This is a genomic window from Dysgonomonas massiliensis (genome assembly GCF_900240225.1).
Classification (GTDB): domain Bacteria; phylum Bacteroidota; class Bacteroidia; order Bacteroidales; family Dysgonomonadaceae; genus Dysgonomonas; species Dysgonomonas massiliensis.
Genome location: NZ_OEPV01000001.1, coordinates 125,161 through 143,073, shown reverse-complemented (window position 1 = coordinate 143,073; position 17,913 = coordinate 125,161). Strand labels below are relative to the sequence as shown.

Genomic DNA, 17,913 nt, shown 5'->3' with positions numbered 1-17,913 from the left:
AAGACTTCTAGGTTGTGGCATTTCTCAATTCGCTAGGCGTCAATCCAAATGCCTCCTTAAATTCTCTGTTAAAGGTTCCCTTAGTCTGAAATCCTGCTTCAAGACAAACTTCTATAATAGGCTTATAACGCTCATTGACTATTAAATCATAAGCATACTTTAGACGAAATGTATATATATATTCGTTGAAAGTTTTTCCCGTTACAGTCTTTATTGCTTCAATTAAGTATTGCCTGTTTGTTCCTATTGCTAAAGCCAGTTCTTCTCTTGTAAGTTTTGGCTTCCGATACTCTTGAGTATCTACTAGATACAAATCTAATTTTAATACTAGTTCTTGATATGGATCTAACCCTATCTTACCAGATTCAATATCACTGTGCCTTTCAAGTTCCAGATTTTGTATGATCTTATTTCGACTTTCAATTTCTGAATATTGTTGGAGCAATCTTTTATTTTTCTTTTTTAATATTTTTCCGTTTTTAAGTGATGCATAAACGATGTATATCAATAATAACGAAACCAACACCGAGCCTATAAGGACATAGAAAAATGCTTGCATCTTCAATTTGTTTTGCTCAGCTTCATACTCTAGCTTATCAACCTTGTATATTGTTTGAATTTCAGCGACTTGTTCCGAGAAATTTGTAGCTGTAAGTGAATCCTTTAACTGATACAATTCAGATAGAAGTTTGTATGCTTCTTTAGAACTACCTGATTCATTTAAAACTTCAGCCTTAAGCAAATTCATTTCTACTGACTGAAAAGGATTCTGAAACTTCGATTTTTGACTTGACCAACTAATAAATAAGTTCATAAATTCTCTTGCTCTATCATAATTCTTTGCCGCAAGATAGTATCGAGTCTCAATCTCGTAATAACTGCCTAAGAATGGTGTACTTTTTAATTCAGACAATGCATAATCCCTAGCCTCATTCAGCATTTTACGAGCTTTTGATAAATCTTTTAAGCCGAGAAAAGCATAAGCTGAGTTATACCTACTAGAGAACTTCGCAATGTAATATGGGTATTGCTCACTACTGGTGCGCTCGTACCTTCTGACGAGCATATTCTCGAGACTATCGTTCAATATCAATACTTGTTCATAATCCTTCTGTTTCAAACAAGCATATGACATACCTTCCAAAAAGCGATAAAAATCGTAAGAATCATTTGTCTTTGCATTTTTCATATACAGTTCGTATCCCTTCTTAAAACTATCAAATGCCTCTTTCGATTTTCGAGCATATGTATAGCAAACACCCAGTAATGCATATATATTATATTCCGTTGAGCTAGCTTCATCATATTCTGCCGTTTCTAACATTCTATAGACATATGTCAATGCTAATTCAGATTTATTATTGGCAAGGTACGATGCCACTATTCCATACATAATATTTGTCTTTACATCATTGTATTCCCGGAGTTCATCCCGGTCCAATTTATCGAGCTGATGTTGCAAAATATTTAGCTGAGCTGAAGCTTGTTGTTCATAATAATTAGATAAAGAATCGTTCGTCCCGTCTATGAAATCATAATATACCCGTTTCAAATAATAAGCTTGGGCTAGTCGTAAATTATCATTCTGGCTTTCGGCTTCCTTTTCTAACATCTCTATGCTAAATAGATTTTCAGCACTAGCATTCTTTGCCAAAGTCTTAAGTCTTTCTTTTTTATTAAGTCCTTTTAGGCTCAACGATAGGCTATCTGATTTATTTTCAATTTGAGAAAACAATGTTTGTGCATATATTGAAAAAACAATTACTAGAAAGATATAGGGAATAGTTCTATTCATAATAAAAAAAGTTTGTCTTCTAGATCAAAATATTTTGTGTTCGAGTGTTATCCTAAATTGAAAAATATAAATGCAATAATAATTTTCAAAATGGGCCTGTCTGAATGACTTATAGGCAAAGGTATTTGATTTAAAACAAGTATTGTTGTAATTATATGCCTTTATTTTCATAAAAAGAGGAAATGCATCATCTACCAAATCAGACACAACTACCTTAATACCATAGCATTTACCAAATGCGCTGCAAAATAGGCACCTTATTTTGCAATTTATACACTTATAGAGTTTTGCTCCAATAGTATCAAAGCCATAAAAAGTCTTTCTCCTACAGCAGTGCCTTCAGGGAACAATATCTCACTCCGAAAAAAAATAATCGAGGCTGATTACGAGTTTCGGTTCACTGATCTTGATTCCGATTTGAAGGATTTGATGCTGTAACGTAAATAATGAAAAAATAAAGGATTGGCGTTAATACCAATCCTTTATTTATATACTGAAACAGCTATTAATTTGAAGTGCTAGCTTGCGTTTGATTCAACTTCTTCTCGCTTTCTCTAAATTCTTTCAGCTGTTTGTTGATAGACTCATTGGTCTTTTTGCCCAAATCTTGAGGGACCTCATAACCTCCCGGCTGGCTGTGCATCATACAATAATAACTACCCGACGACGCATCACGATTACAACCCGGAGAGCCACATTTTTCTCTGCCTAAGACTGTATCAACGACAGCTTGTGCCACGCTTTCGCAAGAATTGAAGGATAGTAATGAAAGTAATAGAAATATAGATAAAATTAATTTTCGCATAAAATACTCTTTTCTTTGGGTTCTTTTTTTGAGCCTACAAAAGTACAAAGTGACCAAAATAATCAGCAAGAAAATTGTGTTAATAAAATTTATTTTCAAGCAAAGCCATTATTCTCAAAAAAATAATTTTACGATTTTCATATTTTAAATACAATTCGGTCGACCTCAGGAGGTCAGTCGTATCTTGTAAGTATTTTTCAGAATAATACTTATCTTTGAATCAAACGACAAGCACATGAACTACAAAATATTCATACTGACTATACTCGCATTCACAAGTATAACGACATCAGCACAATCCGAAAAATACTGGGTGGATGCCGATCTATCAGGAAGTCATATACTTGCCATCCGAAACGATAAGTACAAGGGCCATAATCCGGCCGATACGACTTTCAATATATTTGCTGTGATGGATGACCACAACTTTGTCAAACATTGTAAACAATATGACATAAACGAAGATGGTATATTATCTGAAAAAGAGGCTTATGATGTCACAGATATAAAAATAAATAACAAGGGTATAATATCACTCAAAGGCATCGAATACTTTCTGCGATTACATCGTATAGACTGTGAAAATAATTTGATTGAGCAGTTGGATCTTTCGAAAAACATGGCATTAAGCAACATTGAATGCTCCAATAACAGACTGACTCAGCTAGAGCTTCCCAAACAAAGATTTATCGACTATATCTATTGTTCAAATAATCGACTCACAGAGTTAGATCTCTCGCAAAACGGTAATTTGAGAAGACTGAAATGCGATAATAATAAGCTTGCGCAACTAGACTTATCGCACAATGAATTTATAATAAAAATTGATTGCAGTAATAATAATCTGACTGAGTTGAATATCAATAACAATAGATACATTAACGAATTGCGCTGTAACAATAATCGGCTGAGAATTCTGAAACTACAAAATCTTGAAATGTTATACTGGCTAGAATGCGCTCACAACCAATTATCGGAATTGGATTTATCATCATTACTCAGACTCAATCAACTGAAATGCAACAATAATAAGCTGAATAATTTAGATATATCAAAAAATGAAAGTCTCAGTACTCTAGACTGTTCTTCCAATCAATTAGATAACTTAAACACAAGTAGTAATAAAGCTTTAATTTTACTATATTTCAGTACAAATAAAATAGCTGATATCGATTTATCAAAAAATCCGACTTTAGAATACCTCGTCTGCGGCGAAAATCGATTAACTAAACTAGACCTTTCTCATAACAAGGAATTAAGGCGCTTCAGCAGCGATAAGAACCTCATTAAAGAGCTCGATTTTACATACAACAAGCAACTAGAAAGTATATTTTGCTACGAAAACCCACTCAATAAAATAGTCGTCACTGACTTACCCCATCTCACAAAACTGGTAGTTAATATATGTCAATTAAGAGAACTCACTGTCACCAATTGTCCTCAACTGAAACAACTAATATGCTCAATTAATAAACTAAATGAGCTAAACCTATCAGGTGTACCCAATCTGAGCGAAATAGAATGTGGGAGCAATAGACTGACTACGCTTGACCTAACCGAAGCTAAAAATTTGGAAGATCTGAATTGTTCCACAAATCAATTACGAAGTATTAACCTTTCGAATAATAAAAAACTTCGATATTTGTCTTGCAGCAAAAATCCGTTAACAGAACTGGACATATCAAACAATCTAAAATTGAAACATCTATATATAAAGAATACTCCAAGATTGAAGAAAATATTTGTTGATCCCGAATTCTACCAATCCTATAAAGAGTGTAAATCGAATAGCGATATTCAGCTCAAACTCAAAAAATATCACAAAATCAAGATTTTAGTAAAATAATAGTTAAAGGCCCTCGCTTTTACTATTAGGCTTACCTTAAAATATATGAACGTTAGTATAAACACTTAGAATCTTTTATGTGCAAAACAAAATCATTTTGTATATTTGTAACGTATTTTCGACAACGAAAAAACAAATTTGCTTTTAACTGAAAACCAATATATTAAAAACTTATATTCGATTATGATTACAATTGACAAATTTAATTTTGCTGATAAAAAAGCATTTGTCAGAGTAGACTTCAACGTTCCTCTTGACGCTCAGTTCAACATCACAGACGATACACGTATTCGTGCTGCACTACCTACACTGAAAAAAATTCTTGCTGATGGTGGTAGCGCAATCATTGCATCGCACTTGGGCCGTCCGAAAGGAGTTGAAGAAAAATATTCGTTGAAACACATCCTTGCTCACGTATCTAAACTACTAGGCGTTGACGTACAATTCGCCAACGACTGCGTAGGCGAAGAAGCCGGTATGAAAGCTGCTGCTCTACAACCGGGAGAAGCTCTTTTGCTAGAAAACCTACGTTTCTATGCTGAAGAAGAAGGCAAACCACGCGGTTTGGCTGAAGATGCAAGCGATGAAGAAAAAGCTGCTGCCAAGAAAGCTGTAAAAGAAAGCCAAAAAGGATTTACCGAAAAATTGGCTTCTTATGCTGACGTATATGTTAACGATGCATTCGGAACAGCACACCGTGCTCACGCTTCTACTGCATTGATCGCTGATCACTTCGATGCTGATCACAAAATGTTCGGATTCTTGATGCAAAAAGAAATCGACGCTGTTGAAAAAACAATCAAAGAAACAACTCGTCCGTTCACAGCAATCATCGGTGGATCGAAAGTTTCTTCTAAAATCGATATCATCGAAAACCTATTGACTAAGGTAGACAACCTAATCATCGGCGGTGGTATGGCATTTACATTCGAAAAAGCTAAAGGCGGTAAAATCGGTAACTCGCTTTGCGAAGACGACAAACTAGACTTGGCTAAAGAAATCATGGCTAAAGCCAAAGCTAACAACGTAAACCTAGTATTGGCATCTGATGCTAAAGTAGGTGATTCGTTCAGCAACGACGCTAAATCGGAATATGCTGATGCTAACAACATTGCTGACGGATGGTCAGGTTTCGATATAGGTCCTAAAGGCGAGAAAGAATTCTCGGATGTTATCATGGCTTCAAAAACTATCCTTTGGAATGGTCCTGTAGGCGTATTCGAATTCGACAACTTCGCTCACGGAACCGAAACTGTAGCTAAAGCAATTGCCGCAGCAACTAAAAACGGAGCATTCTCACTAGTAGGTGGTGGTGACTCTGTTGCAGCTGTCAACAAATTCAAACTTGCCGATCAGGTATCTTACGTATCGACAGGTGGTGGTGCATTGCTTGAGTTCATCGAAGGAAAAGTACTTCCAGGAATCAAAGCTATCCGCGGATATTAATCCAAAAGGATACACTCGATATTATAGAAAACTCCCGAGCTGCAATGTTTCGGGAGTTTTTTTGTTTTATAACTAAATAAGTATATATTTGTCAATCTAATTTTTTAACACACATTAAAAAAACACATATTCATTAACTTAACACGTAAATCATGAGATTAAACAAATTATTTTACATTTTACTTACATGTATTTTAACTCTGGGTCTGGCAGCTTGTAGCGATGACGACAACGATGGTACTGATCCAAAACCAACTAACCCCGAAAATAATACATTATATCTTTACAGTCAGATAGAGGGAGACTGGGGTGAGAACAAGCAATTTGTCGTATCATTTAAAACAGAATACGATGATCAAGCTAGGATTACAAAAATTATAAATCCATCTGAAAGCGACAAAAATCCAGACAGATACTCTAATTACAAATACGACACTGATGGTAAATTAATTAGCTACGAAAGCAACGAACACGATTATAGAGGATATACCGGACAGTTTACATATTCTGATAAAAAGGTAGAAATAATATCTACTCATTCAGGAAGTAAACATCGAGAAGTTCTTACATTAGACGATAAGGATCGATTGATTAAAAAAGAAACTTATCTGAATGATGAAATAGCCGAAACTATTACAATCACATATGATGATAAAAAACTCACGGCTACAGTACGAGAGTCTGGTTCGAATGAATATACAATTACAAGCTATGAAAAGAAGAATGGCTTTGTAACTGATGTCAACATGCCACAATGGTTTTTTGCCTACTTAGAATACTACTATCCTCAATATCATGAAATAGAAAGGATTGTTTTTGAAGGCGAAAGTGCAAGATACAAAACTACTTATACTTCTAAATTTGAAGATTTAGGAAATGGAAAAGAATATCCTATCGAAAGAAAACAAGAAGAATTTGATGTAGCAACCTCAAAAATAGTAGAAACACTAAACTACAAAATCAGCTACAAAGAACTCAAAAAATAATTATAGCTATACATACAAGAAAACTCCCGAGCAGCTACGCATCGGGAGTTTTTTATCTGTTATTAAAATGAACTCGGTTTATCTATAAAATTTTCACCTATACCATATTCATACCTTACCTACTTTCTGGACCATCTGGTCTATCTTTTCTTTCGGAATTCCCACCACCGGATCCTCCGTCACCACCACCTGTGCTTCCACCAGGTACTCCATCTTTTTTAATGTAAAAAAGATATTTTGCTTGAGTGGTACCATAAGAATTACTAGCTTCTAATATCACGCAAATTGCACCAACAGATCTTGCAGTAATAACACAACCATTCATGCCCATATCCTGCAAATCATAAAGTCCATTATAATCCGATGCTGTTTCCTTAAACCATCTTACACTTGTTGGATTACCATTAATTTGAGGGGTTTCTATATTATAAGTTTCACCATATTTCAAGTAAGTAGGTAAAGATGTTGATCTATTATCTATTTGAGGAGGGCCTAGCCAATCTTGGGAAAGTATATAGCTTTCAGTAACAATAACTTTTTCGGCTTCAACATCTCCATTATGTGTTATAGGCGAGTCTATTACGCACACACCATTACCCCCTACCATTATTACGGTTATCAATAGAAGGATAAAAAGATTAAAAAATTTCTTCATAGTCGTAAACTTAAGATTGTTAAACTTTGGATATTTTATCTAAAATACGATAAATCGACGAGCGATCAAATAAAAAACAGATGTTCTAAAACACATAAAAAGTATCTTTAACACATTAAAATCTTTTATTTCGGCGGAAAACACACTATATTCGCTTAAATTGCTTACAATATGCCAACAACAGATACCCGACAAGACATCAAACGTTCGATCGTGAAAGCCGTACAACAGATCGACGACAATTACGAAGGATTGATACTTGCGGCTCTGTACATCAGCTTCAATGAATCTCAGGATGAGATTTGTATCTATCGGATAGATCAGGAGACCGATGAAGAAATTACGATTTTAACACATGAGATTTCTCCTTGGGAGGATACAGCCGATCTAGACAGACACACGATATATGCCCGTTTGGAAGATATCGTCAATGAATTAGATAATGAAAATGCGTTCTATCCTATCCGCCGATATACTCCTTTCTATATCTATTATGCGGATGCAGAATCTGCTACAAACGAACGACTCATTACCATATCGGGCGAAGATCCTACGGGAGCCAAGTATAGCGTTGTTGATGACATACTGGATATATTCGACGGACTGTTTTAAAAAATATTTGCACTGCACAAAACCACAGCTTAGCTATTCCACCAGTTTTTTGCTGCTTTAAAGCACAAATTCAAATACAATCCTTATATTTGATTATTATTACAGAACAGCGCATGAAAAAATATTTAGTTGTAGGAGCGGGATTCGCCGGAGCAGTAGTGGCCGAACGATTGGCTGCCAGAGGTAATTGCAAAGTACTTGTAGTAGACGAGCGCCCACACATAGGAGGCAATTGTCATTCGGAGCGCGATGCAGCAACCGGAGTAATGGTACACACCTATGGACCACATATTTTCAATACCGACATACAAAAAGTATGGGATTATATCTGCCAGTTTTGCGAAATGATGCCTTTCACCAATCGTGTGAAAACAATCTACGAAGGCAAAGTATATTCTCTGCCTATCAACCTGCATACGATCAATCAGTTTTACGGCAAAGCGCTTTCGCCGGCCGAAGCACGCGAATTTATCGAAAGTATTTCGGATAAAGATATCTTAGAACCGCGCAACTTCGAAGAGCAAGCTATCAAGTTTATCGGACCTGATCTGTATAAAGCATTTTTCTACGGATACACCAAAAAGCAATGGGGATTGGAGCCGCGCGAACTACCGGCATCTATCCTAAAACGATTACCCGTGCGCTTCAATTACAACGATAACTATTACATGCACCCTTATCAGGGGATACCCAAAGACGGATACACAGCCATCTTCGAAAAGATGCTGGATTCGCCTAATATAGAAGTGAAAGTCGATACTAAATTCGATGACCATTTCGATACCACTTCTTTCGATCATGTATTCTATACCGGACCTATCGACGAATTCTTCGGTTACAAATATGGACCTTTGGGCTATCGCACGGTTTACTTCGAACGATACGAAGCCGATGGCGATTTCCAAGGAAATGCCGTAATCAACTATGCCGATGTGACCGTGCCATATACGCGTATCCACGAGCACAAACACTTTGCACCGTGGGAAGAACACGAGAAGACCGTGTATATGAAAGAATTCAGCAAAGAAACAACCGAAGACGATGTTCCTTATTATCCGATTCGATTGGATAAAGACATGAAACGCCTGGAAAAATATCAGAAAGAAGTGAAAAGGCTTAACTACTTCACATTCCTCGGACGATTGGCTACCTACAAATACATGGATATGGATCATGTGATAGCCGAAGCCTTAGAAGTAGTCGAAAACTTTGAATAAAGACAGAAAATGATAAAACTGACCGATACTTCGATCGTGTATCTGGTATGCCCATCGGCCAGAGCCTCGGGCGGCCCCGAACTGATGCATCAGCTGGCGCATCATCTTACTCGTAAAGGTGTAGATGCCCGGATGTATTATGTGCCTCAGACAGAGAATCCGGTACATCCTAATTTTGTGAAGTACGGAACGAAATACGCGACCGAGATTGATGACAATGAGAATAACCTGATCATCTTTCCCGAAGGATTGGTTACGGTATATTTCGAACTTCGCCGCATACGCAAATGCATCTGGTGGCTGAGTGTCGACAACTTCTACCCTACTTTCCTGAAAAGTCAGTTTACGTTTCTACCCTACAATATTATTTTCCGCTTACTGAAATTCGGTGCGGTACAGAAATATTGCCTCAACAAGGCACTCAAACAACGATTTGCATATCATCTGGTTCAGTCGCTATATGCAAAGGATCATCTGAGCAAAGCGGGAATTGATTCGCTGTATCTTTCGGACTATATCAACAATGTGTTCATCACCGATGCCGAGTTGGTAGATGTGTCGAATAAAGAGAATATAGTTGCCTACAATCCGCTGAAAGGCTATGCTTTTACCAAAGAAATCATCACGCGATCACCTCAACTGCGATGGGTAGCCATACAGAACATGACTCCTGAGCAAGTGAAAGACCTGCTGGCTCGAGCTAAAGTATATATCGATTTTGGCGATCATCCGGGCAAAGACCGCATTCCGCGCGAAGCTGCATTGATGCAATGCTGCGTCATCACGGGTCAAAAAGGTTCTGCCGCTTTCGAGGACGTAAATATCAGTCCGGCATATAAATTTCAGGATAAAGTAGAGAATATTCCTGCCATCATATCTACTATCGAATCGATGATGAACGATTACGACTCACACATCAGCCAATATGCTGCGTATCGCAAAGAAATTCTTGAGTCGGAAGATAAGTTCTCGAAAGATATTGATCAGGTTTTCGGGCTTATTGCAATCTGATACTGATGGGTAGTGTATACAAATAACAACCTCTATCACCTTCGGGAACTATCCACTTGGGCATTTGGCGTACAATCTCTAGGACTTTGGCTTCTAAGATCGGATCGAAAGATTTTAGAATATGCGGATGATAGATTTTACCTTCCGAATCGATTATAAATTTTAGCATAATACGTGATGCAAAATCATCTTGCGGCAAGATATCTAGTGAATCTAAATTTCTCAGTATATAATTGCTCAAAGCTCTAGTACCTCCTGGAAAGCTTGGCTTAATAGCCGTTTTCGACAATTTTCTGTCAGCTGGTATTCTTTCGGGATCAAACTTAACAGACAACTCCATCGGGGCTGATACGGGAACACCATTCTTTGTTGCAGCTATCCAGCGTGGCATATCGCGCAATATATTCACGGTTATACTATCGGCCAATAGATTGAGACTTTCAATTACTTCAATATCTTCGATATCGCCAAACTTGGTCACTACAAAACGACAAGTCACTTGTCCTCGGATAGAATCGCCTTTCCAAGGATAAAAAAGACGTTCGCCGATAAAGCGATTCATTTCATCCTCGCCACCTAGAAAAAAGGGCATTTTATCGACTTCTACGGATGACATATCATCTTCATTATTCAGCTGTGCAAATACACCGGCACAATAGACAGATAACATAAATAATAGGAAGTACTGTTTCATACTAGTTTGCGTTTTATCATGAGTATCTTGGATTCTAATACAAGTATATCGATTTTTTATCTATTTCGGAAAATTAAATGCTGAATAAATGAAAATCGCCCTATTTCAGCCATTTTCACCCATCGTTCAATGATGATTTATAATTACTGGCACTGCATATAGGTAACATCCGACATCGCCTTCGGGAACTATCCAGTCGGGCATCGAACCAATAATCTGCAAAGCATCGGCATCGAAAGCGGGAGCAGTCGAATGAACTATGTGAGGATGCCATATTTTACCTTCCGAATCTACGATGAATCGGACCAATACTCGTCCGGTTTGAAGATATCCAGAATGTGGAATTTTCAGTTTTCTTCGAATATATTGATACATCGCCGCAGGACCACCCGGGAAATCTGGTAGTACTTCACTCTGCGATTTTTTCTTTTCAGCAGGTATTTTTACCGGATCAAAAACGATTGGAAGTGTAAAAAGAATATCCAATGGTTTTCCGTATCGTGTGCCTATGCTCCATCGTGGCATTTGCCGCACAATACTTACCGAAATACTATCGGCTATGGGATTGATACCACGTAAGACCACGACGTCACGCAAATCGCCAAGCGTATCGACACGAAAGCGGACAATTACCCGTCCTTTGACAGAGTCGCCTGCCCAAGGATAAAAAAGACGTTCGTTGATAAATTTATACATTTCCGATTCGCCGCCCGGATAAGCGGGCATAATTGTAGGATCGGATATAAAAACATCTTCTTTGTTTTCGTCTGCTGATTGTCCCCAGATCGTCAGGAAGCCAGCCAAAAGTATGAACAATAATACTAGTTTTTTCATAATATTATATTTATTCAAGTCTTAATACAATTGGTAGAGTGAAGAGATAACAACCCGTATTCGTTTTCGGTACAATCCAATCGGGCATCAAGCTGACAACCCGTAGAACTTCGGCATCCAATGCCGGATCTAAAGACTGCCAAATGAATGGATTCCAAACTTTGCCATTGACATCGACAATAAATTTAACTACAATTTTTCCAGAAGCACTAGTTTCCGAATAAGGATATTCCAAATTTTCGGCAATAAACTCATACATAGCTTTATTACCATTCGGAAAACGAGCCATTGTACAGTTAAACGACGGTTTCTTTTCGGAAGGGATCTTCGCCGGATTAAATGTAATAGGAAGTATAAAATACACTGGAACAATCTTTCCTTTTTGTTCCCCCGGAATCCATCGTGGCATTTGCCGCACAATGCTGACAGCAATACTATCTGCTATAGGTTGGAGCCCTCGCAATATTACGACATCATTGATATCGCCAGAAGGATGCACCACAAAACGCACGATTACCCGTCCTTTGATAGAGTCGCCTGCCCAAGGATAAAAAATTCGTTCGTCAATAAATTTCCACATCAACGAGTCTCCATCAGGGAAAGACGGCATTTTCTCGGCCATCATCAATGGTTCTTCAAACACTGAAAGTAATTGTGCATTAGCACAAGTACATAAAACAGATAGCATGGACAGTAAAATAAGCTTTTTCATACGTATCAATATTTACTATTTTGAAAGACCACCTTTTTTATCCTTTTTCAATTTGAAGACTATGGGTAAAGTGAATTCCGATCTATCTCGATATTCCCCTTGAGGAGGTACCCAATCGGGCATAGCCATTATTACTCGTATAGCTTCTGATTCAGCCGCTGGATGAAATGAGCGCAAAGCTTTCGCACACATTATTTGTCCATCTTTATCGATCAGTAAACGAATTATTACACGACCTTCGAGACTATCTTTTAAACATTCTTCAGGATATTGCAGATTACTGCTTATAAATCGATACATGGCCTCTTCTCCGCCTGGGTAGTTAGGTAAAGGTGGATGAATAAATATACCTCTTTCCAGAGACCATTCACATTGTTCTGTAGAATCTTTAGAATCTGCGAGATTGAATTCAGGTTTATAGTTTTTAGATTCTACGTAAACCTGCTCAGAAAAATCAATCTTGATTTCCTGCTTCATTTGCGCAGATATACAAGCACATATAGCTGATAAAAAAAATAACAAATAGCACTTTTTCATAGTATTCCGAATTTTCATCTACAATATAGACGAAAATAAGAGTCGTTTTCCATAAAGAGGATTCAGAAAAAAACTATATTTACAGAAATTGATACACACTACAAAAAAACAAAATAGATATGACTTCCGACAGAACGCGCGAACAGATAAAAGACACGATAGAATCGGCCATTGCACAGCTTGCAACCGATTATCAAGGCAGCTCGCTGACCGATATATTCATCACCGTTGATACGGATTGTGGTGTGTTAAGTGTTTATGACGACGAAGAGGGTAAAATAGCCGAGACGATTCTCGAAGAATGGAAAGATTCGACTGATATGACAGACGAAGATATTTCGCCCATACTGCTGGGAGTAGTCAGTCAACTGGATAGCGAAGATACTTTTGCTTCGCTCGAGAAGTATTACCCTTTTTCGGTATGTTTTGCCGACCAGAATCTGGAGGTAATAGAAGAACTGCTGACCATAGCCGGAAACGATGAGTTCCTCATCGGAACAAATGTAGTTTCAGACTTTGGTAAACAGTTCGACGATTTTCTGGATAAGTTGCTAAAAGATTAAAGCTGGACTTCTGCCGTTTGCAAAGCCAACTCGCGACCTTTGTTCAGATACGACAGATCGAACATCGATTGTACCGTAAATTTGCCATCCTCGTATTCAACTTTACAGACCGAAGCATTTTCTATGCCCTCTCCCATCAGCTCTTTACCACCCATATTGTAAAGCATACAGATCATGCACATTCCGTGAGCTACGACCAGAATATTTCCCGAACCTTTCTGAATCTCGCGGCGTGCAATCTCGTGCAATTGTTCTTGTGTACGAGCCTCTACTTGCGTGAAATCTTCAGCCATATCCAGCGTATCGAAGCTCTTTATTACTTTCAATATCTCGACATACGAACGTTTCTGTACCAAAACATCGGCAAACATGTCGGGTAAGTTTTCATAGCCCAACTCTTTAGCTGCTCGTCCCCACATTTCTTTGTTGTAAGACGACTCGCTGCTGCCGAAGCACACTTCGCGAAAACCTGCAAATTCTTCGATACCGATATCCGATTGTCCTTTCGATCCCAATATCAGCTGAGCAGTCTGACGCGTACGACGCAAATCGCTGCAATATGCCGAACGGAAACGTACATCGTCGCCAAATCCGTATCCCAGATGACGTGCCATCTCTATTCCTTCGCGTGTAAGGGGCGAATCGCACCATCCTTGTACACGATCTAATGTGTTCATCAATGTTTTTCCGTGACGAACTATATAAAACGTAAGTTTTTGACTCATATGCTTATTTTTTCAAAAAAGATTGAATTTTCATTGTCTGTTTCAGCCCACAAAGATATTATATCAAACCCAAGTTATATCATTTGACTTTGTCTTTTTTATAAAACCATTTCTTTATCAGATATGGGCATTCAGTGCTATCTCTCTTATTCGCTATCGAATAAAATGTAGCATATGGTATATCAAGAGTTTTTGTATAACCATAAAATTTGTTCGAGTTAGAAGCATAGATTTGCTTCAATTTTCTATCGTCTGATATTAAATAAGTGTTCGCCACTATATTTTTACGAGTCCCATCACAACCTAAAAGGTTTTCTATAAAATAGGCTTTTATTGTATCGTTATGAACCTCATAAGTACCCCAAGAAGTATTATACTCTTTATAATAAACATTTTCAAAGCTTTGATTACTATACAGTGTATCTAAAGTTGATTTCATTACAGTAGCATCAGAAAAAGCTTCTCTGGTATTCAATGAAGAACAAAGTCCGTTATCATAAAATAATACAGAATGGTACCTTTGTTTCAATACAAGAGCACTTGAATCTAAATCAGTATCTGAGGTCGAACTTTCTTTACTACGCAATGTGTCTGTTATTAACGACACATAGTATCCGTCAATATTCAACAAAGTATCTAACCCCGTGTGAGTATCTGCAACATGAGGATGTATCCATGGCTTGGGACGCCAATTGTACAAGAATGTAGGGCCACATCCACAAGACGACAGTACAAGACAGCATATAAAAACAATTATATATATTTTATTCATCTTTGAATCTGCATTTAAACCTTATCTATACAATCGTTTCCCTATGATTAACCTCATTTGGACGCGCGCAATACCAGCATCGGTGCTTTGCTCCGAGCCAGAATTTTCCGAGAAACACTAGGTACAAATATTCGCACAAATAAGTTGCGACGGCTTGAATTTATGGCTACCAGATTTACATCTTCGTCTTCTATAAAACGAGACATACTTTCGAACATATCTTCGGTATTGATCATTTTCACCGAGATATCGAAAGTAGGATACCGCGTATCGAAATATTCTCTTATTTTGGCTAATTTTTCTTCGCCCAACACGCGTTCTTTTCTTTTCTGATCGAAATGGAGTAAAGTTATCTTCGGACTGCGTTTCTTGCCATTGATAAAATTAATAAGCAGATCAAATGTAATCAGATCGCGCTGACTGAAATTAGTACAGAAAACAACATGCTTCATGTTAGCCGCTTCGGTATATTCCGTATATTTCGGGATGGTCAGTACGGGTATATCCGTCATGTCTATCACGTTTGCCGTAACACTACCCAAAGCATTTACCTCGTTGTGGTCGCTACCCTTTGTACCCATCACTATCAGATGCGGCTTATACGATTTACAGTATTCGGCAATTTCTTCGTCGGCTGTTCCTTCGCGCAACGAATATGAGTAATTGACCGATGGAATTTTTCCTTCGGCTGTTTCTTTATCGATAGCTGACAACAGGTTTTTCATCTGATCCTGAACTCGGCTCAGTATATCGCGCGACTTGCGATCTTCTTCCTCGGTCTTGTAGAATGTCTCGGCCAATGGCAATGCCATAGGATAGTAAGGATTGTAAAACACATTCAGAATTTTGACCTTGGCATTGTGTTCTTTGGCTACTCCGAAAGCTATACGACAGGCATTGAGTGAATAGTCGGAAAAATCGACCGGAACCAATATCCTCGGATGACCATCATCTACCAAATAGGTATTTTCGTCATCGTAACTGAAAAGGCGTTCGCTTTCGACCAGCATCAAAGCTTTCGACAGATCGGCTTCGCGCACACGAACACGCACGCTTGTCGCTATTTCGGACGGATCTTTACCATCCAGTGTATCTATAGTTACTTGAATGTTATGTCTTTCGAGAAGATCTTTCAGAATCAGAGCCTTTTTATTTGTATGTGTAGCTAGCGTTACTAATTTTTCCTCCATGTCGTCTACTTTTTGGGGTTCATCTCAAATTTACAAAAAATATCAGACAATTGCCAATGTTTCGGATTTTAACTTTTTGTATAAAAATATACCTATATTTGCAGCAATACAGAGACCTTTTGCATCTTATTACTATATAAAAGCCTAAATACCATCTAATACAAAACACGATATGAAAACAAGATTTACTCAGATCGCCATAGCCATAGCCTTACTGTTGGGCATGACTTCATGTCCGGGCGAGGATTATAATTGGCGAACAAAACCAGTCTATCTACATCAGATAGAGGTCCAAAACATAGATATGTCGGGTGCAGAACCCGTTGAGAGTAATACATCTATCAGCATGAAAGCCTACGCAATCGCTCTACTTTACATGGTTAGCGACAATCCTAAAACTGAGGGTGTAAGTCAAGATACGAGACTAAAGACACTCGAAGAATCTCACAAGAATCAAAAATTTGTATCAATCGAAGTATTCTGTAATCGCGATTTCAATGCAGACTATCCAGCAGGAAGCGATATTGCAAAATTATTTGTCAGGGGAATTTTGCCAACGGGACGAATAGATGAGTCCGATATAGCAATTGATTATCTGGTAATGACAACCCAGCCCGAAAATCCGGGTAAATATCAATTTAGGGTGTGCTATAATCTTGAGGATGAAGTTTTAGAAGCTACCACATTAGAGGTTGATCTCTATTAATACAAATCTGACCTATGAAAACAAGTATATCAATCCTTACAACACTTTGCATCTGGTTTGCATTAAGTTTCAGCAGCTTTGCCCAACATACGAAAAGAGAAAAAACGGAAATAGACTTTAGTTTTGGGAGTAGAATGCAGATGATCAACCCTTATTCGGGCAAATACAAAGGTTTTTCCGAAAATGAGAACTATTTGCTGTTCAGCTCATCACTAAACATACCTCTGATGAAAGGCTGGAGAATTCTACTCGATCTTTCGTATGCAACGGACAATAGGAAAGCCGATAACAATTCCCTATTGGAAACTGCAACGATAGTTGGAGGATACAATCCTGAACTGTTTTATATAAAGAGTCTTTACAAGGATTTCGACAGTGATATGGCTGGGGTTGGCATTGGTATGGCTTATCGGTTTAAATTCAAGCGATGGTCGGTAGAACCTCGTATGGGTGTCGGTGTATTGTTATTCGCGCAGGATGATTATTATTTCACGGCTAAAGAAAAGGGAAGTTATCAGATATACGAGAATAGAATTAGCTTTGAAGATAGTTATTCGTACGTACCATATCTAAATGCCGGAGTGAATATCAATTATTATCTTCTCAAGGACAAATTTTTCATTGGGGCGGGTATCAATTATCAACAAACGCTCAAGAGATCCGGATTAAAACTTCGCAAAGAGACATGGTGGAAAAACGAAGATGATAGGGAAAATTACACAGAAGAAGTAGAGATTCACAAAGGAAAACTATCCAGCACCCTCGATGTGATGGTTCGCATAGGTTTTGTTTTTAAAAATCACTAGA

Annotated in this window: 19 protein-coding genes; 9 read left to right on the top strand and 10 right to left on the bottom strand. The window is 37.8% G+C overall.

Annotated features, from left to right (window positions below; genetic code table 11):
- Positions 1-7: 7 nt before the first annotated feature.
- On the bottom strand, positions 8-1,795 hold the full coding sequence (locus C1A06_RS00680) for a helix-turn-helix domain-containing protein (RefSeq protein ID WP_101688293.1): 1,788 nt from the start codon (positions 1,793-1,795) through the stop codon (positions 8-10).
- A 505-nt stretch (positions 1,796-2,300) separates the two neighbouring features.
- On the bottom strand, positions 2,301-2,600 hold the full coding sequence (locus C1A06_RS00675) for a hypothetical protein (protein ID WP_145996306.1): 300 nt from the start codon (positions 2,598-2,600) through the stop codon (positions 2,301-2,303).
- Between the two features lie 235 nt (positions 2,601-2,835).
- Here C1A06_RS00675 and C1A06_RS00670 point away from each other — a divergent pair, with 235 nt between their 5' ends.
- The 3 genes from C1A06_RS00670 to C1A06_RS00660 all read left to right on the top strand — a co-directional run bounded on the left by C1A06_RS00670 (position 2,836) and on the right by C1A06_RS00660 (position 6,878).
- Positions 2,836-4,446, top strand: a complete 1,611-nt coding sequence (locus tag C1A06_RS00670; RefSeq protein ID WP_101688291.1) for a leucine-rich repeat domain-containing protein — start codon at positions 2,836-2,838, stop codon at positions 4,444-4,446.
- Between the two features lie 183 nt (positions 4,447-4,629).
- On the top strand, positions 4,630-5,892 hold the full coding sequence (locus C1A06_RS00665) for a phosphoglycerate kinase (protein ID WP_101688570.1): 1,263 nt from the start codon (positions 4,630-4,632) through the stop codon (positions 5,890-5,892).
- Between the two features lie 152 nt (positions 5,893-6,044).
- On the top strand, positions 6,045-6,878 hold the full coding sequence (locus C1A06_RS00660) for a hypothetical protein (protein WP_101688290.1): 834 nt from the start codon (positions 6,045-6,047) through the stop codon (positions 6,876-6,878).
- A gap of 115 nt (positions 6,879-6,993) precedes the next feature.
- Here C1A06_RS00660 and C1A06_RS00655 read toward each other — a convergent pair whose 3' ends face one another.
- Positions 6,994-7,485: a hypothetical protein gene (locus C1A06_RS00655; RefSeq protein ID WP_101688289.1), complete on the bottom strand. Its 492-nt coding sequence runs from the start codon at positions 7,483-7,485 to the stop codon at positions 6,994-6,996.
- A 219-nt stretch (positions 7,486-7,704) separates the two neighbouring features.
- Between C1A06_RS00655 and C1A06_RS00650 the strand changes: the two genes are divergently transcribed.
- The 3 genes from C1A06_RS00650 (at position 7,705) to C1A06_RS00640 (ending at position 10,373) form a co-directional block, all read left to right on the top strand.
- Positions 7,705-8,145: a hypothetical protein gene (locus C1A06_RS00650; protein WP_101688288.1), complete on the top strand. Its 441-nt coding sequence runs from the start codon at positions 7,705-7,707 to the stop codon at positions 8,143-8,145.
- Positions 8,146-8,258: 113 nt separating this feature from the next.
- Complete coding sequence (glf, locus tag C1A06_RS00645; protein WP_101688287.1) at positions 8,259-9,362, top strand: UDP-galactopyranose mutase; 1,104 nt, start codon at positions 8,259-8,261, stop codon at positions 9,360-9,362.
- A gap of 9 nt (positions 9,363-9,371) precedes the next feature.
- Positions 9,372-10,373, top strand: a complete 1,002-nt coding sequence (locus C1A06_RS00640) for a hypothetical protein (protein ID WP_101688286.1) — start codon at positions 9,372-9,374, stop codon at positions 10,371-10,373.
- Here the strand turns inward: C1A06_RS00640 and C1A06_RS00635 are convergent.
- The 4 genes from C1A06_RS00635 to C1A06_RS00620 form a co-directional block, all read right to left on the bottom strand.
- Positions 10,360-11,067 (bottom strand): energy transducer TonB, encoded by a 708-nt coding sequence (locus tag C1A06_RS00635; RefSeq protein ID WP_101688285.1) that lies wholly within the window; start codon positions 11,065-11,067, stop codon positions 10,360-10,362. The genes C1A06_RS00640 and C1A06_RS00635 overlap by 14 nt on opposite strands.
- A 126-nt stretch (positions 11,068-11,193) precedes the next feature.
- Positions 11,194-11,901 (bottom strand): energy transducer TonB, encoded by a 708-nt coding sequence (locus C1A06_RS00630; RefSeq protein WP_101688284.1) that lies wholly within the window; start codon positions 11,899-11,901, stop codon positions 11,194-11,196.
- 10 nt (positions 11,902-11,911) lie between these two features.
- Positions 11,912-12,613 carry a TonB family protein gene (locus tag C1A06_RS00625; protein ID WP_101688283.1) on the bottom strand — a complete coding sequence of 234 codons (702 nt, stop codon included), beginning with the start codon at positions 12,611-12,613 and terminating at the stop codon, positions 11,912-11,914.
- A 15-nt stretch (positions 12,614-12,628) separates the two neighbouring features.
- On the bottom strand, positions 12,629-13,090 hold the full coding sequence (locus C1A06_RS00620; RefSeq protein WP_159461364.1) for a TonB family protein: 462 nt from the start codon (positions 13,088-13,090) through the stop codon (positions 12,629-12,631).
- 179 nt (positions 13,091-13,269) lie between these two features.
- Between C1A06_RS00620 and C1A06_RS00615 the strand changes: the two genes are divergently transcribed.
- Positions 13,270-13,713 carry a hypothetical protein gene (locus C1A06_RS00615; RefSeq protein ID WP_101688281.1) on the top strand — a complete coding sequence of 148 codons (444 nt, stop codon included), beginning with the start codon at positions 13,270-13,272 and terminating at the stop codon, positions 13,711-13,713.
- Here C1A06_RS00615 and C1A06_RS00610 read toward each other — a convergent pair.
- The 3 genes from C1A06_RS00610 to C1A06_RS00600 form a co-directional block, all read right to left on the bottom strand.
- Positions 13,710-14,438 (bottom strand): histidine phosphatase family protein, encoded by a 729-nt coding sequence (locus C1A06_RS00610; RefSeq protein WP_101688280.1) that lies wholly within the window; start codon positions 14,436-14,438, stop codon positions 13,710-13,712. The two genes, C1A06_RS00615 and C1A06_RS00610, sit on opposite strands and share 4 nt — an antisense overlap.
- A 79-nt stretch (positions 14,439-14,517) precedes the next feature.
- A complete protein-coding gene (locus tag C1A06_RS00605) occupies positions 14,518-15,210 on the bottom strand; it encodes a hypothetical protein (protein WP_101688279.1) in 693 nt (230 codons plus the stop codon).
- Positions 15,211-15,263: 53 nt separating this feature from the next.
- Positions 15,264-16,400 carry a universal stress protein gene (locus tag C1A06_RS00600; RefSeq protein ID WP_101688278.1) on the bottom strand — a complete coding sequence of 379 codons (1,137 nt, stop codon included), beginning with the start codon at positions 16,398-16,400 and terminating at the stop codon, positions 15,264-15,266.
- A 172-nt stretch (positions 16,401-16,572) separates the two neighbouring features.
- Between C1A06_RS00600 and C1A06_RS00595 the strand changes: the two genes are divergently transcribed.
- A complete protein-coding gene (locus C1A06_RS00595; protein ID WP_101688277.1) occupies positions 16,573-17,106 on the top strand; it encodes a DUF5034 domain-containing protein in 534 nt (177 codons plus the stop codon).
- Positions 17,107-17,120: 14 nt separating this feature from the next.
- A complete protein-coding gene (locus C1A06_RS00590) occupies positions 17,121-17,912 on the top strand; it encodes a DUF3575 domain-containing protein (RefSeq protein ID WP_101688276.1) in 792 nt (263 codons plus the stop codon).
- Position 17,913 lies beyond the last annotated feature (1 nt).